The 14,145-nt window shown below is 59.6% G+C and carries 14 protein-coding genes; 3 read left to right on the forward strand and 11 right to left on the reverse strand.

The features are described from left to right. Positions 1–14 precede the first annotated feature (14 nt). From ubiB to ubiE, 3 genes are read right to left on the reverse strand one after another with little or no spacing between them, the layout of a single operon-like run. On the reverse strand, positions 15–1,619 hold the full coding sequence (gene ubiB / locus ACA043_RS01925; protein ID WP_489879722.1) for a ubiquinone biosynthesis regulatory protein kinase UbiB: 1,605 nt from the start codon (positions 1,617–1,619) through the stop codon (positions 15–17). Beyond that, on the reverse strand, positions 1,616–2,239 hold the full coding sequence (locus ACA043_RS01930) for a ubiquinone biosynthesis accessory factor UbiJ (RefSeq protein ID WP_187679583.1): 624 nt from the start codon (positions 2,237–2,239) through the stop codon (positions 1,616–1,618). Before ACA043_RS01930 ends, ubiB begins: the two co-directional genes overlap by 4 nt. Continuing rightward, positions 2,239–3,009 carry a bifunctional demethylmenaquinone methyltransferase/2-methoxy-6-polyprenyl-1,4-benzoquinol methylase UbiE gene (gene ubiE / locus ACA043_RS01935; protein WP_489879723.1) on the reverse strand — a complete coding sequence of 257 codons (771 nt, stop codon included), beginning with the start codon at positions 3,007–3,009 and terminating at the stop codon, positions 2,239–2,241. The genes ACA043_RS01930 and ubiE overlap by 1 nt, the downstream gene beginning before the upstream one ends. Positions 3,010–3,163: 154 nt before the next feature. On the opposite strand from ubiE, the gene ACA043_RS01940 reads away from it, so the two are divergent. The 3 genes from ACA043_RS01940 (at position 3,164) to ACA043_RS01950 (ending at position 5,029) form a co-directional block, all read left to right on the forward strand. Continuing rightward, positions 3,164–3,439, forward strand: a complete 276-nt coding sequence (locus ACA043_RS01940) for a polyhydroxyalkanoic acid system family protein (protein WP_187679585.1) — start codon at positions 3,164–3,166, stop codon at positions 3,437–3,439. A gap of 242 nt (positions 3,440–3,681) precedes the next feature. After that, positions 3,682–4,104: a phasin family protein gene (locus ACA043_RS01945; protein WP_497658513.1), complete on the forward strand. Its 423-nt coding sequence runs from the start codon at positions 3,682–3,684 to the stop codon at positions 4,102–4,104. 10 nt (positions 4,105–4,114) lie between these two features. Then, the gene (locus tag ACA043_RS01950; RefSeq protein WP_401271755.1) at positions 4,115–5,029 is read left to right on the forward strand and encodes a phasin family protein; all 915 of its coding nucleotides are present in this window, start codon (positions 4,115–4,117) and stop codon (positions 5,027–5,029) included. Positions 5,030–5,286: 257 nt separating this feature from the next. Here the strand turns inward: ACA043_RS01950 and ACA043_RS01955 are convergent, their stop codons facing one another. The 8 genes from ACA043_RS01955 to ACA043_RS01990 all read right to left on the reverse strand — a co-directional run bounded on the left by ACA043_RS01955 (position 5,287) and on the right by ACA043_RS01990 (position 14,144). Next, positions 5,287–5,907 (reverse strand): TetR/AcrR family transcriptional regulator, encoded by a 621-nt coding sequence (locus ACA043_RS01955; protein ID WP_187679588.1) that lies wholly within the window; start codon positions 5,905–5,907, stop codon positions 5,287–5,289. Positions 5,908–5,937: 30 nt separating this feature from the next. Continuing rightward, positions 5,938–7,620, reverse strand: a complete 1,683-nt coding sequence (gene phaC / locus ACA043_RS01960; protein ID WP_187679589.1) for a class II poly(R)-hydroxyalkanoic acid synthase — start codon at positions 7,618–7,620, stop codon at positions 5,938–5,940. A 138-nt stretch (positions 7,621–7,758) separates the two neighbouring features. Next, the gene (phaZ, locus tag ACA043_RS01965; RefSeq protein WP_187679590.1) at positions 7,759–8,613 is read right to left on the reverse strand and encodes a poly(3-hydroxyalkanoate) depolymerase; all 855 of its coding nucleotides are present in this window, start codon (positions 8,611–8,613) and stop codon (positions 7,759–7,761) included. A gap of 86 nt (positions 8,614–8,699) precedes the next feature. Beyond that, on the reverse strand, positions 8,700–10,379 hold the full coding sequence (gene phaC / locus ACA043_RS01970; RefSeq protein ID WP_187679591.1) for a class II poly(R)-hydroxyalkanoic acid synthase: 1,680 nt from the start codon (positions 10,377–10,379) through the stop codon (positions 8,700–8,702). 258 nt (positions 10,380–10,637) lie between these two features. After that, positions 10,638–11,018: a gamma-butyrobetaine hydroxylase family protein gene (locus ACA043_RS01975; RefSeq protein ID WP_497658514.1), complete on the reverse strand. Its 381-nt coding sequence runs from the start codon at positions 11,016–11,018 to the stop codon at positions 10,638–10,640. 204 nt (positions 11,019–11,222) lie between these two features. Further along, the gene (hslU, locus tag ACA043_RS01980) at positions 11,223–12,560 is read right to left on the reverse strand and encodes an ATP-dependent protease ATPase subunit HslU (RefSeq protein WP_497658515.1); all 1,338 of its coding nucleotides are present in this window, start codon (positions 12,558–12,560) and stop codon (positions 11,223–11,225) included. A 54-nt stretch (positions 12,561–12,614) separates the two neighbouring features. Beyond that, the gene (gene hslV / locus ACA043_RS01985) at positions 12,615–13,145 is read right to left on the reverse strand and encodes an ATP-dependent protease subunit HslV (RefSeq protein ID WP_016984593.1); all 531 of its coding nucleotides are present in this window, start codon (positions 13,143–13,145) and stop codon (positions 12,615–12,617) included. 288 nt (positions 13,146–13,433) lie between these two features. Beyond that, positions 13,434–14,144, reverse strand: coding sequence for an SPOR domain-containing protein (locus ACA043_RS01990; protein ID WP_187679594.1), 711 nt, complete (start codon positions 14,142–14,144; stop codon positions 13,434–13,436). Position 14,145: the final 1 nt, after the last annotated feature.

The following is a 14,145-nucleotide window of genomic DNA, read 5'->3' on the forward strand; positions in this document are numbered from 1 at the left end:
GATCACGGAACTGGCTATCGGCGAACGACCAGATACAAGCCCACGGCTACCATGATCCCGGCGGGCCAATGCCCCAATTCGTTCAGCGGGCCACCGGCGGCGAGGATCGCACCGCCGGCCAGATGGGCGCTGCCGAGCAGGCGCAGGAACCAGTCGTCCTTGCGTTTGTGCCACGGCGGCGGTGGGTCTTTGGCGTGTGGCTGGGACATGCGTTCAAGCAGATCGCGGGCCATGTTGGCCAGATGCGGAATCTGTTCGAACTGGCTCTGCACGTTGCCGAGCAAGGCTTTCGGGCTGACACGTTCGCGCATCCAGCGTTCAAGGAACGGCTGTGCGGTGTTCCACAGATCCAGATCCGGATAGAGCTGACGACCGAGGCCTTCGATGTTCAGCAAGGTCTTTTGCAGCAGTACGAGTTGCGGCTGCACTTCCATGTTGAAGCGGCGTGCAGTCTGGAACAGGCGCATCAGCACCTGGCCAAATGAAATATCTTTTAACGGTTTTTCGAAGATCGGTTCGCACACGGTACGGATCGCCGCTTCGAACTCGTTGAGTTTGGTTTCCGCCGGCACCCAGCCCGAATCGATGTGCAATTGCGCAACGCGGCGGTAGTCACGTTTGAAGAAGGCGAACAGGTTACGCGCCAGATAATCCTGATCTTCCGGGGTCAGGCTGCCGACGATCCCGCAGTCGATCGCGATGTACTGCGGGCTCCACGGATTGACGGTGCTGACGAAGATGTTGCCCGGGTGCATGTCGGCGTGGAAGAAACTGTCGCGGAACACCTGGGTGAAGAAGATCTCCACGCCACGTTCGGCAAGCATTTTCATGTCGGTGCGCTGATCGGCAAGGGTCGCCAGATCCGTCACCTGAATCCCGTAGATGCGCTCCATCACCAGCACTTTCGGCCGGCACCAGTCCCAATAGACTTGCGGCACGTAAAGCAACGGCGAGCCCTCGAAATTGCGCTTCAACTGGCTGGCGTTGGCCGCCTCGCGCAGCAGGTCGAGCTCGTCGTAGATGGTTTTCTCGTAGTCCTGCACCACGTCCACCGGGTGCAGCAGGCGGGCGTCAGCCGAGACCTTTTCGGCAGCGCGGGCGAGGATGAACAGCCACGCCAGATCCTGAGCGATGATTGGCTTCAGACCCGGGCGGATCACCTTCACCACCACTTCTTCGCCGGTTTTCAACTGCGCGGCATGCACCTGCGCCACCGAGGCCGAAGCCAGCGGAGCGACGTCGAAACGGCTGAAGACTTCGCTGATTTTTTTGCCGAGCTGTTCTTCGATCAGCTTGATCGACAGCTGCGAATCGAACGGCGGTACACGATCCTGCAACAGCATCAGCTCATCGGCGATGTCTTCCGGCAGCAAGTCGCGGCGGGTCGAGAGAATCTGCCCGAACTTGATGAAGATCGGCCCCAGATCCTGTAATGCCAGGCGCAGGCGCGCGCCACGGCTCAGGTCCAGCGTCTTGCGCGGGAACCAGCGCCACGGCAGCACATAGCGCAGCGCCAGCAGGAACCAGGGCAGCGGCAGATCGAACAGCAGGTCATCGAGACGGTAGCGGATCACGACGCGCTGGATGCGCAACAGACGGCGGACGGCAAGCAGCTTCATGCGTTATCGCTTGGGTCGAGGGATCGGGAAAGGCGCTCGAAACGCGCCTCGAGACGTTCCAGATCAAGTTTGATCCGGTCCAGTTCGCTGAACCGCGCTTCGGCTTCGCGCTGCCCGACGAGGGTGCGCGATTCTTCGGCGAGGTATTCGGCAAGATTCTGGTTGAGGCTGGCAAATCCTTGTTGATACCAGCGTGCGCGGCTGCGCAAATGACCGCCAACCAGTTGCGTGGCCACAGGTCCCAGCCAGCGCGAGAGTTCGTACTCCCAGTCCAGCTCCAGATCCTGCAGCACACCGGCCAGTTCCAGCAGCACGCCGCTGTCGCCGTCGAGTTCGACTTCCGGGGCGTGCAGCACCGCTGTCTTGTCTTTGCTCAGGGCCAGTTTCAACAGGCTCGAAGCCGGGGCGCGCAGGGTGCAGTCGACACCGGTTTCCCAGTGGGACGCGAGCATCAAACCTTCATCGCTCGGCAGAATGAACAGTTGCAGCGCCGGGCTACGGCAGTCGATGGCAATCACCTTGCCGGTCAGATGCGCCAGCCGCGGCAGCGCCGTGCTGTCGAGACGCAGCACCCGGTTGAGGCCGAGTTCGACGCTGGCGAGCAGCCCGGTGAGCAGCATCAGGGCTTGATGCCGCGGTGCAGGGCGACGATGCCTGCGGTCATGTTGTGATAGGTCACGCGGTCGAAACCGGCGTCGACCATCATCGACTTCAGGGTTTCCTGATTCGGGTGCATGCGGATCGATTCGGCCAGGTAGCGATAGCTTTCCGAGTCATTGGTGATCAGCTTGCCCATCAGCGGCATGAAGGCGAACGAGTAGGCGTCGTAGGCTTTGGACATCAGCGCGTTGGTTGGCTTGGAGAATTCCAGCACCAGCAAGCGACCGCCGGGCTTGAGCACGCGCAGCATCGAGCGCAGGGCGTCTTCCTTGTGCGTCACGTTGCGCAGGCCGAAAGCGATGGTCACGCAGTCGAAATGGTTGTCCGGGAACGGCAGTTTTTCAGCGTCCGCCTGAACGAATTCGACGTTGCCGGCCACACCCAGATCCAGCAGGCGGTCGCGGCCGACCTTGAGCATGGATTCGTTGATGTCGGCCAACACCACCTGACCGGCAGGGCCTACCAGATGGGAGAATTTTTTGGTCAGGTCACCAGTGCCGCCGGCAATGTCCAGAACGCGATTGCCGCTGCGCACGCCCGACAGTTCGATCGCGAAACGCTTCCACAAGCGGTGCATGCCGCCCGACAGAAGGTCGTTCATCAGGTCGTACTTTGCGGCTACGGAGTGGAACACCTCAGCGACTTTTTCCGCTTTCTGGCTTTCCGGAACGTCTTTGAAGCCGAAGTGAGTGGTGGGTTCGGCATCGCTGCCTTTGCGCTGATCAGTCATATCGCTGTCACCAAAAGAGAATGCGCGACATTCTAATCCCCAAGCCATGCTTTGTCTTGGAATGGCTAAAGGTAAGATGGACAACCTTCGGGACGATTTGCCGCAGACGCGGTCAAGATTTACCGATGAACATTCATAAGTCAGGAGTCATTCGATGGCCCGTATTAGTGTTGAACGTGCCCATAGCCTGGGCAAGGAAGCTGCCCGCGAGAAGGCCGACAAGCTGGCGCAGAAACTGTCCGAGCAATACGGCCTGGAGCCGCAGTGGTCGGGCGATACCCTGAACCTCAAGCGTTCGGGCGTTAAAGGCGCGGTGCATGTGGCTGACGATTCGATCAAGGTCGACGTGGAACTGGGCCTGATGATGTCGGCCATGAGCGGCATGATCAAAGCCGAGATCGAGAAGGCGTTGGACAAAGCGCTGGTTTGATTTCTGCCTGAAACGAATCCCGTGTGGGAGCGAGCCTGCTCGCGAATGCGGTGTGTCAGTCGACTCGAATATTGAAGGTTAGACCGTATTCGCGAGCAGGCTCGCTCCCACATTTGTTCTGTGGTGCCCCTGCTATTTATGTCAGTTGTTAGGGTGCCGTTTCTAATTTTTCTACCTACTTTGTGCCAGAGCCCGACACTTTCGCGGGCAGTTCCTCAAACCTTCTGCGCGTGAGGTGCACCATGGCCAAAGTTATTTTGAAGAAAAAAATCGACGCTTCGACAACCGCTCTGAGCGACGTCAAATCCTATGCCCGCAAGATCTGGCTGGCAGGCCTGGGTGCCTACACCAAGGTCGGCCAAGAGGGTAGTGACTACTTTCAAGAGTTGATCAAGGCTGGTCAAACTGTTGAAAAGAAAGGCAAAAAAGTCGTCACCGAAAAACTCGAAGCGGCCAACGCCGAGATCGATGAAGCCCGTGACGAAGTCAGTTCTTTCAAAGGCCGTGTCGAAGTTCAGCTCGACAAGGTCGAGAAGGCGTTCGACAGCCGCGTAGCAAGCGCCTTGAATCGTATCGGCATTCCGTCTAAACATGACGTTGAGACACTCTCTGCTAAGCTCGATGAGCTGACGGCATTGCTCGAACGCGTCGCGCGTAAATCTTAAGGAGAACGGGATGGCTGGTAAAAAGAACACCGATAAAGAAGGCAGCTCGTGGATTGGGAAAGTCGAAGACTACTCCCGCAAAATCTGGCTGGCTGGTTTAGGCGTGTACTCGAAGATCGACACTGACGGCAGCAAGCTCTTCGATACATTGGTCAAAGACGGCGAGAAAGCCGAGAAGCTCACCAAGTCGGCAGTCGGCAAAAAAGTCGATGCCGCCAAGGATTCCGCTTCCTCGGCCAAGTCGCGCATCAGCGGCGTGAAAGATCGCGCGCTGGGCAAGTGGGATGAGCTGGAAGGGGCTTTCGACAAGCGTCTGAACAGCGCGATTTCGCGCTTGGGCGTACCGAGCCGCAATGAAGTCAAAGCGCTGCACAGCAAGGTGGAAACCTTGACCAAGCAGATCGAAAAACTGACTGGCGAGAAGGCCCGTCCTGTCGCGAAAACCGCTACGGCCAAGCCAGCAGCTAAAACTGCGGCGGCAAAACCGGCAGCCAAAACAGCCGCCAAGCCACTGGCCAAAGCGGCTGCCAAACCGGTGGCGAAGGCTAAAGCAGCAGTAAAATCCGTAGCAAAAACTGCTGCCGCCAAACCTGCTGCGAAAGCAGCTGCCAAGCCGGTTGCAGCCGCCAAGGCAGCCGCGAAGCCGGCCGCTAAAACCGCGGCGAAGCCAGCAGCCAAGCCAGCAGCGAAAACCGCTGCCGCCAAACCTGCTGCCAAGCCAGCGGCCAAACCGGCTGCGGCGAAGAAACCGGCAGTGAAAAAACCGGCCGCACCGAAAGCCGCAGCGCCGAAACCGGCAGCTCCCGCGGCCAAGCCTGCTACCCCGGCAGCTCCGGTGAGCGCGTCAAACTCCGCCGCGGCACCGACTCCGGTGGCCACTCCGACTGCTGCATCGACCCCGTCGACGCCAACCAGTCAGTCCTGATTTTTCAGGGCAAAACAAAACGCCCGGCCTGTGAAGGTCGGGCGTTTTTGTTTGTGCTTTTTAAAAGCTTACCCTCACCCCAGCCCTCTCCCCGAGGGAGAGGGGGCCGATTCGGGGATGCTTCAGCCTTACACCGACCTGAAAGTGTCGTATTGAATTCATAATCGACTGGATTTTTCAGGTCGCCGTATCGCGTAAGACAATAAGGTCAGTCCCCTCTCCCTCTGGGAGAGGGTTAGGGTGAGGGGCTCTTGATTTCATTCGTGATCTTCGAGGTATTGCAGGGCCATCCGCTCCGTCGCCACCTTCACCGGCGGCAACAAATGCGGCGCCACCAGCATCATGATCTGATAAACCACCAATCTGACCTCACCCTCCCGATCAAGAATGCGCTGATAGTCCAGCGAAAACAGCAGCGTCATGGTGATCTGCTCCACCAGTTGCCCCAGTGCCTGGGTATCGCTGACCAACTGCCCCGACGCTTTCAAACGCGCCAGCAACGACGCCAGCGTGCGCTTCAATGCATTGAGCAGATGACGAATCCCCTTCGCCAGTTTCGGCAGGCGTCCGGCCAGGTTCGACAAGTCCTGAAACAGGAACCGGTACTGCGCGAGGCGCTCGACGATCAGGTGCAAAAACAGCCAGTAATCCTCCGGCGCCAATTCCACATCCGGCGGTGGATCGAGCAGCGGCGCGAGTTCATTCTGGAAGCGTTCGAACAACCCGAGTATCAGCGGCTCCTTGCCGTGGAAGTGGTAGTAGAGGTTGCCGGGGCTGATCCCCATTTCGTTGGCAACCTCCATGGTGGAGACGTTAGGTTCGCCCTTTTCATTGAACAGTTGCAAAGCACATTCGAGAATCCGGTCGCGGGTTTTCATCCAGTCTTCTTAGAAAAGTTCGGTTAAGCGTCAGCGCACACGCACGTAAGTACCGGGTGCTGCCTCCATCGGTGGATAGTTCGGGTTGCCGAGGGTCATCTGGGTTTCGTGCTGGGCGCCCGAGCGCTGCTGAATCCACTCCAGCCACTGTGGCCACCAACTGCCGTCGACGTGTTTGCCGTCGTAGTACCAGGCGCGCGGGTCGCTGCTCATCTTGCCGTTTTCTACGTAAGCGGCTTTCGGGTTGCTTGGCGGGTTGAGGATGCTTTGCACGTGGCCGCTGTTGGACAGCACGAAGCGCTTGTCACCACCCAGCAGCAGGGTCGAGCGATACACCGCGTCCCACGGCGTGATGTGGTCGTTCATGCCGGCGACGCTGAAACTGTCGACGGTGACTTTCTGCAGATCGATCGGCGTGCCGCAGACTTCGAGGCCGCCCGGATGGGTCAGCGGGTTATGTTTGAAGAAGTCCAGCAAGTCGCCATGAAACGCGGCGGGCAGCCGGGTGTTGTCATTGTTCCAGTAAAGGATGTCGAAGGCCGGCGGCTCTTTGCCCAACAGGTAGTTGTTGACGAAGTAGCTCCAGATCAAGTCGTTGGGGCGCATCCAGGCGAAGATCCTGGCCATGTCGCGACCATCCAGCACGCCTTTCTGATAGGAACGACGCTTGGCGGCTTCCAGGGTCTGTTCATCGGCGAACAGTGTGGCCGGGGTGTCGATCTCGCTGTCGAGCAGGCTGACCAGATAGGTTGCACTGGATATGCGCCGCAGCTGCCGCTTGGCCTGCAAATGCCCTTGCAGGGCGGCGATGGTCAGGCCGCCGGCGCAGGCGCCCATCAGGTTGATCTCACGGGCGCCGGTAATCGCCCTGCACACGTTCATCGCTTCTTCCACCGCTTCGACGTAGGTCGACAGGCCCCATTCGCGATGGCGCACATCAGGGTTGCGCCAACTGATCATGAACGTCTGCAAGCCGTTCTTCAGGGCGTACTGGACGAAGCTGTTTTGCGGGCTGAGGTCGAAAATGTAGTACTTGTTGATTTGCGGTGGCACCACCAGCAGCGGCTTGGCGTATTGCTTTTCGCTCATCGGTCGGTACTGGATCAGTTCCAGCATTTCGTTACGAAACACCACCGAGCCGGTGGTGGTAGCGACGGTCTTGCCGACCTCGAAAGCCTGCCGGGTGACTTGCCGTGGCAGACCGTCGTTGTGCAGCAAATCATCGAACAAATGACTAAGACCGCGCACCAGACTGTTGCCACCGGAGTTGAACAACTCCTTGATCGCCAGCGGGTTGAGCAGGGTGTTGGACGGCGCCACGGCGTCGTTGAGCAGCGTGAAGGCAAACTGCGCCCGGGCGCGGTCATCCGGGCTCATGTCGCTGTCGTCGATCCAGCTTTTGACCTGTTTCTGCCAGGCCAGATAGGCCTGCAGGCTGCGCCGGTAAAACGGATTCAGGCTCCACGCCGGGTCGGCAAAACGAGTGTCCTGTGGATTGGTCGGGTGCAGGGTTTCGCCAAGCAGCACTCGGCCGAGCTGGCCGCCAAGTTTCAGGGCGTGCTTGGCACTGTGGATCGGATTGCGCAGGCCATGGGCTGCGACGCTGCGCAGGGTCGAGAGCAGGTCCCGACCACGCAAGCCGGTGATCGCACTTTGTGCGTTGATGAACACGGCGGGGCTGGGTACCACGCCCGTCGCTGGTTTTTCGCGCATGACTCAACACTCCTTCGTCTTCAGGCCAAAAACAAACTCACCGAACCAGAACACCATAGACGCTGTTGTGGCTTGTTGCCTGCGCGGCGTCCTGCCGCGCATGTTGTTCAAAGCCCTGCATAAAGCCTGCCGCGGTGGTTAACCGCCCAGCGGTGACGGGTGCGGGTGCATCACCGCCCGCTGCCGCTCCTCTTCGAGGAATTTCATGATGATCGGCGCCACCGCTTCGGCGCGGGTAATCAGGAACAGATGACCGTCGTCGATGATGTGCAACTGAGCATTGGGAATCCGCCAGGCGAGCATGCGCATGTTGATCAACGGGATCAGCGGATCGTCATCGCCGGCCAGCACCAGCGTCGGTTGATTGATCTTGTGCAGCCAGTGAATGCTGGTCCAGCCAAGGCCGGCGAACAGTTGCCAGTAGTAACCGAGCTTGCCCGCCGAACGCACTTTCGCTGCATGGCTGGCGGCCAGGGTCGGGTCGCGGCGGAACGAACCGCCGTAGATCAACGGCGCGATGCGGATCACGTGGGACGGCTGAATGTAGCGCCGGGGGCTGGCCATCATCCACAGGACTTTCGGCTTGCCCGGCACCATCACTGCACCGGCTGCGGTCGCGGCCAGCACCAGTTTCTTGCAGCGCTCGGGGTAGTCGTAGGCGAATTGTTGCGCGAGTGCGCCGCCCCACGACACACCAATCACATTGACCTGGCCGTAGTCGAGGTAATCGAGCATCCGCGCAGTCAGTTTGGCGAGGCCGGGAAAGCGATACGGCCGGTTCGGCGTGGAGGAACCACCGACACCGGGCACGTCGAAGGCGATCACTTCCAGATCCGGGTCCAGCGCTGCGACAAACGGAAACACCAGCTCCAGGTTGGCGCCGATGCCGTTGAAAATCAGCAAGGGCGTCAAGTGAGGCTTGCCGGGGCGTACCGCCGTGCGGAGGGTCTGGCCATCCAGGTCGACGGTGCGAAAGATGAACGGTTGCGGCATGCTTCAGGCCCTGTGAATTTAAATTCACCGCGCCTCATGTAGGCGCTGCCTTCGGCAGCTCCTACATTGAGAGCGAGATGTGTCAGTTACCGCTCATGTACATAAGTGCCCGGCGATGCTTCACCTGGCGCATACGCCTTGTTGCCCAGTTTGGTCGGGGCTTTTTTCAAGTTGCCCGAACGCTCGGCCTGCCACGCCTGCCAGTACAGCCACCAGGAATCGGTGTGCTTGGTCGAGTTCTCTTGCCAGTCATTGGCATTGGCAGCCATTTCTTCGCCAGTCATGTAACGCGATTTCGGGTTGCCCGGCGGGTTCAGAATGCTCTGGATATGTCCGCTGCTCGACAACACGAATTCCACCTTGCCACCGAACAACTGCGCCGACTTGTAGCAGGACTTCCACGGGGTGATGTGGTCGTTGGTCCCAGCCAGCGAGAAGATGTCCGCCGTGACCTGCTTGAGGTCGATCGGTGTGCCGCACACTTCCAGTGCATTGGGGCGGATCAGTGGGTTGTTTTTGAACATCTCGATCAGGTCGCCGTGGAATGCGGCCGGCAACCTTGTGGTGTCGTTGTTCCAGAACAGGATGTCGAACACCGGCGGCTCGTTGCCGAGCAGGTAGTTGTTGACCCAGTAGTTCCAGATCAGGTCATTGGGGCGCATCCACGCGAAGACCTTGGCCATGTCTTTGCCTTCGAGCACACCAGCCTGATACGAGTGGCGCTTGGCGGTCTCAAGGGTCTGCTCATCGACGAACAGCGCGACGTCGCTATCGAGCGTGGTGTCGAGCACGCTGACCAGCAACGTGAGGGCATTGACCTTCTTCTGGCCAAGCGCTGCGTAATGGCCGAGCAGGGCGGTACAGGTGATGCCGCCGGAGCAGGCGCCGAGCATGTTGATGTCTTTACTTCCGGTGATCGCGGTGACCACATCGACCGCCTCTTTGAGCGCATCGATGTACGTCGACAGGCCCCACTCGCGCTGCGCCTTTGTCGGGTTGCGCCAGCTGACGATGAACGTCTGTACGTTATTGCGCAGGCAGAAACGCGCCAGACTCTTGTCCGGGCTCAAGTCGAATACATAGAACTTGTTGATCTGTGGCGGCACCACCAGCAGAGGGCGCTCGTGGACTTGCTCGGTGATCGGCTTGTATTGGATCAGCTCAAGCACATCGTTGCGAAACACCACCGCGCCTTCGGTCACGCCCAGGCTCTTGCCGACCTCGAACGCGCCCATGTTGACCTGGCTCGGCATGCCGCCGTTGTGCACCAGATCCTTGGCCAAATGCGAGAGCCCGTCGAGCAGGCTCTTGCCGCCGGTCTCGAAGAAGCGTTTGACCGCCGCCGGGTTGGCCGCCGTGTTGGTCGGGGCCATGGCTTCGGTCATCAGGTTGATCACGAAGTGGCCGCGGGCGATGTCTTTGGGTGAAAGGCTGCTGTCGTCGATCCAGGAATGGAGTTCCTTGCGCCACGCCAGGTAAGTTTGCAGATAACGTTTGTAGAGCGGGTTCTGACTCCACGCGGGATCGGCGAAGCGACGGTCATCGCCGGCCGGTTGCAGTTCGGATTTGCCTAACAGCACGTTCTTCAGTTCAAGGCCGAAATGGGTGACGTGTTTGACACTATGAATAGGTTGTCTGATGGCCTGTTTCAGCACCATACGAGCAGAGGCCAGCAGATCCTTTCCGCGCAGCCCAACGACGGGATTAAGCCCCAGGGTGTTTTCCGAGGCTTGGTACTTCAGGTCATCGTTATTCTTGTTACTCATCTACGACGCTCCATTGTCCTGAGACGAGTACCCGGTTTTCTGCTGTGCAGTTCCACAGCCAATGCCAGGTACTACTGCTCGGGTGACCGTTAATTCTGCATAGCTGCTTTACAGTCGTAGAGCACTGCAGGGAACTTGCCAGCTCCATTGGTTACCCGAGTTTAATTTTTTTCGCAAGCAGGCCGATCCTCGACCACGCAGCAGAGCATTCAAACAGATGAATTTAGAAAATGCCCTCTAAAGAGCAAGACACTTGGGCTAGAGCATCAGCTTGACGATCGACTGGTCCGGGTCGCGAGTTTTGCCGGCGGCTTTGAGCTCGGCCAAATAATCGGCCCAGAGTACGTCATGACGTCGCCCCAGTTCGTAGAGATAGTCCCAGGTGAACAGGCCGCTGTCGTGGCCATCGTCGAAGGTCAGTTTCAGTGCGTAGTGACCGGCCGGTTCCAGTTTGGTCAAGCCGACGTTGAGCTTGCCGAACTGCAGGATCGGCTTGCCGTGGCCCTGGACCTCGGCGGAGGGGGAATGCACGCGCAGGAATTCGGCGGGCAGGGTGAATTCCTCGCCGGACGCGTAAGTGAGCGTCAGGGTTTTCGAGGCTTTGTGCAGTTTGATGTCGGTGGGGATTGTGTTGGTCATGGGGCCAGTCATCCGTCTGAAAAGAGGCCCTGTGTCAGCGGACACTTGTGGCGAGGGGATTTATCCCCGATCGGCTGCGAAGCAGTCGTAAACCCGTTGAATGCGGTGTGTCTGAGACACCGTATTCAACGGGATAAGGGCCGCTTCGCGCCCCATCGGGGATAAATCCCCTCACCACAGAAGCCCGCTCACACAGAAGGTGACCTACAGGATATAACGGGACAGGTCTTCGTTCTGCGCCAATTCGCCGAGGTGGTTGTTGACGTACTCGGCGTCGATCAGGATTGCCTTGTCGTCATGAGCACTGGCCAGATCGCCGGCACTGAACGACACCTCTTCGAGCAGACGCTCAAGCAGCGTGTGCAGGCGACGGGCACCGATGTTCTCGGTCTTCTCGTTGACCTGCCAGGCGATCTCCGCCAGGCGCTTGATGCCTTCGGGCTGGAACTGGATGTTCAGGCCTTCGGTTTTCAGCAGCGCGCAGTACTGCTCAGTGAGCGAGGCGTGCGGTTCGCTGAGGATGCGTTCGAAGTCTTCCGGGCTCAGAGCCTTGAGTTCGACGCGGATCGGCAGGCGGCCTTGCAGCTCCGGCACCAGATCGCTCGGCTTGCTCAGGTGGAACGCGCCGGAAGCGATGAACAGGATGTGGTCGGTCTTGACCATGCCCAGTTTGGTGTTGACGGTGCAGCCTTCGATCAGCGGCAGCAGGTCGCGCTGTACGCCTTCACGGGACACATCAGCGCCGCCGACGTTACCGCGCTTGGCGACTTTGTCGATTTCGTCGATGAACACGATGCCGTGCTGCTCGACGGCTTCCAGGGCCTTGGCTTTCAACTCTTCTTCGTTGACCAGACGCCCGGCTTCTTCGTCGCGCACCATCTTCAGCGCTTCTTTGACCTTGAGCTTGCGAGCTTTCTTCTTGCCCTTGCCCATGTTGGCAAACAGGCTCTGCAGCTGGTTGGTCATCTCTTCCATGCCCGGCGGCGTGGCGATCTCGATGCCGGCCACTTCGGCGACTTCGATTTCGATTTCCTTGTCATCCAGCTGACCTTCGCGCAGGCGCTTGCGGAACAGCTGGCGAGTGTTGGAATCCGAGCTTGGCGCTTCTTCGTTGCTGAAGCCCATGCGTGCCGGCGGCAGCAGTGCGTCGAGGATGCGGTCTTCGGCAGCGTCTTCGGCGCGGTGGCGAACCTTGGTCATTTCCTGCTCGCGCAGCATCTTGATCGCGGCATCGGCCAGGTCACGGATGATCGATTCGACATCACGGCCGACGTAGCCGACTTCGGTGAACTTGGTCGCTTCGACCTTGATGAACGGTGCGTTGGCCAGTTTCGCCAGGCGACGGGCGATCTCGGTTTTACCGACACCGGTCGGGCCGATCATCAGGATGTTTTTCGGGGTCACTTCAACGCGCAGCTCTTCAGGCAGCTGCATCCGGCGCCAGCGGTTGCGCAGGGCAATCGCGACGGCGCGCTTGGCATCGTCCTGGCCGATGATATGGCGGTTGAGTTCGTGGACGATTTCGCGGGGAGTCATGGACATAGTAGTTGACGGTCCTCAAGCAGAAACAAGCCGTGGCACAGGGCCGCGTCAGGCTTATTCAGCGAGATCCTGCTCCTCAATGGTCTGGGTGTGGTTGGTGAATACACAGATGTCGCCGGCGATGCCGAGCGCGGTTTCGACGATTTCGCGGGCCGACAGGTCGGTCTTCTTCAGCAGTGCGCTGGCCGCTGCCTGTGCGTAACCGCCGCCGGAACCCATGGCGATCAGGCCATCTTCAGGCTCGACCACGTCACCGTTGCCGGTAATGATCAAAGAGGCGTCTTTGTTGGCGACTGCGAGCATGGCTTCGAGGCGGCTCAACGAGCGGTCGGTGCGCCATTCTTTGGCGAGTTCGACGGCAGCGCGCACCAGATGGCCCTGATGTTTCTCGAGCTGGCCTTCGAAACGTTCGAACAGGGTGAAGGCGTCGGCGGTGGCACCGGCAAAACCGGCGATGACCTGACCGTGGTACAGGCGACGGACTTTTTTCGCGTTGCCTTTCATCACGGTGTTGCCAAGAGAAACCTGGCCGTCGCCGCCCATGACGACTTTGCCGTGGCGGCGGACTGAAACGATGGTGGTCAAGGGAAGAGTCTCCACACTGCGGGGCGAAAATGCCTTATGCCCATTCATATGGGGGTGGTGGAGAGGATTTCAACCGGCAGGGGCAATGGGAGACGAATGGTGTGTGATGACTGTGGCGAGGGGATTTATCCCCGATGGGGCGCGAAGCGGCCCTGAATCCAGCAATTGCAGTAGGACGGACACACCGCGAAGGCTGGATTTACGACTGCTGCGCAGCCGGTCGGGGATGAATCCCCTCACCACAGGGATTGTGGGCAGCCTCGGAATGAGGCGCCCACGGTGCGGGAATCAGCGGCTCTGGCGTTGTTGTAACAACAGGTTGCTGAAACCGCTGCCGGCCAGTTGTTTCTGCGCCGTGGTCAGTTGTTCGCGGTTGCTGAACGGGCCGACCAGTACGCGGTACCAGGTTTCGTCCTTCACTGTGCCCGACTCAACCGAAACGGCCTGGCCAAGCAGAATGATCTGCGCGCGGACCTTATCTGCATCCGCCTCTTTGCGGAAAGAGCCGGCCTGGAGGAAGAACTTGGTCACGGGTGCCGCTTTGCTGACAGGAGGCGCTGGCGGCGGGGTAATCCCGGCCAATGCCGCCTGAGCGCGGGCGGTGTCGATCTTCGCCGCTTCCGCCGGGGTCACCGGCGTGGTCGGGATGTTCGGCACTTGCGGCGTCGGCAGGGTTTTCTCCGGCACGGCGTCCGGCGGCACGATCACTTCCGATTCCGGCAGCAGGGTGTAGAAGTCGTACTTCGGCTTCACCGGTTGCGTCGGGCTCGGCGGGGTCTTGTTGGCCTCGGCGATCTTCGACGCTTTCTGCTGTTGTTCGACCTTCTCACGCTTGACCGTGTCACTGCCCTTGCCCGGTTCCAGCTTCATCAGGAACACGATGAAAGCACCGACCGTCAGGCCGATGGCCATCCACAGCCAACCCGGGATCGGTTGCTTCGCAGGAGCTTGGTAACGGCTGGCGCCACGCTTGGGTGCAGGTTTTTTCTTGGCAGCCAAC

Source organism: Pseudomonas sp. LBUM1648, assembly GCF_059716145.1.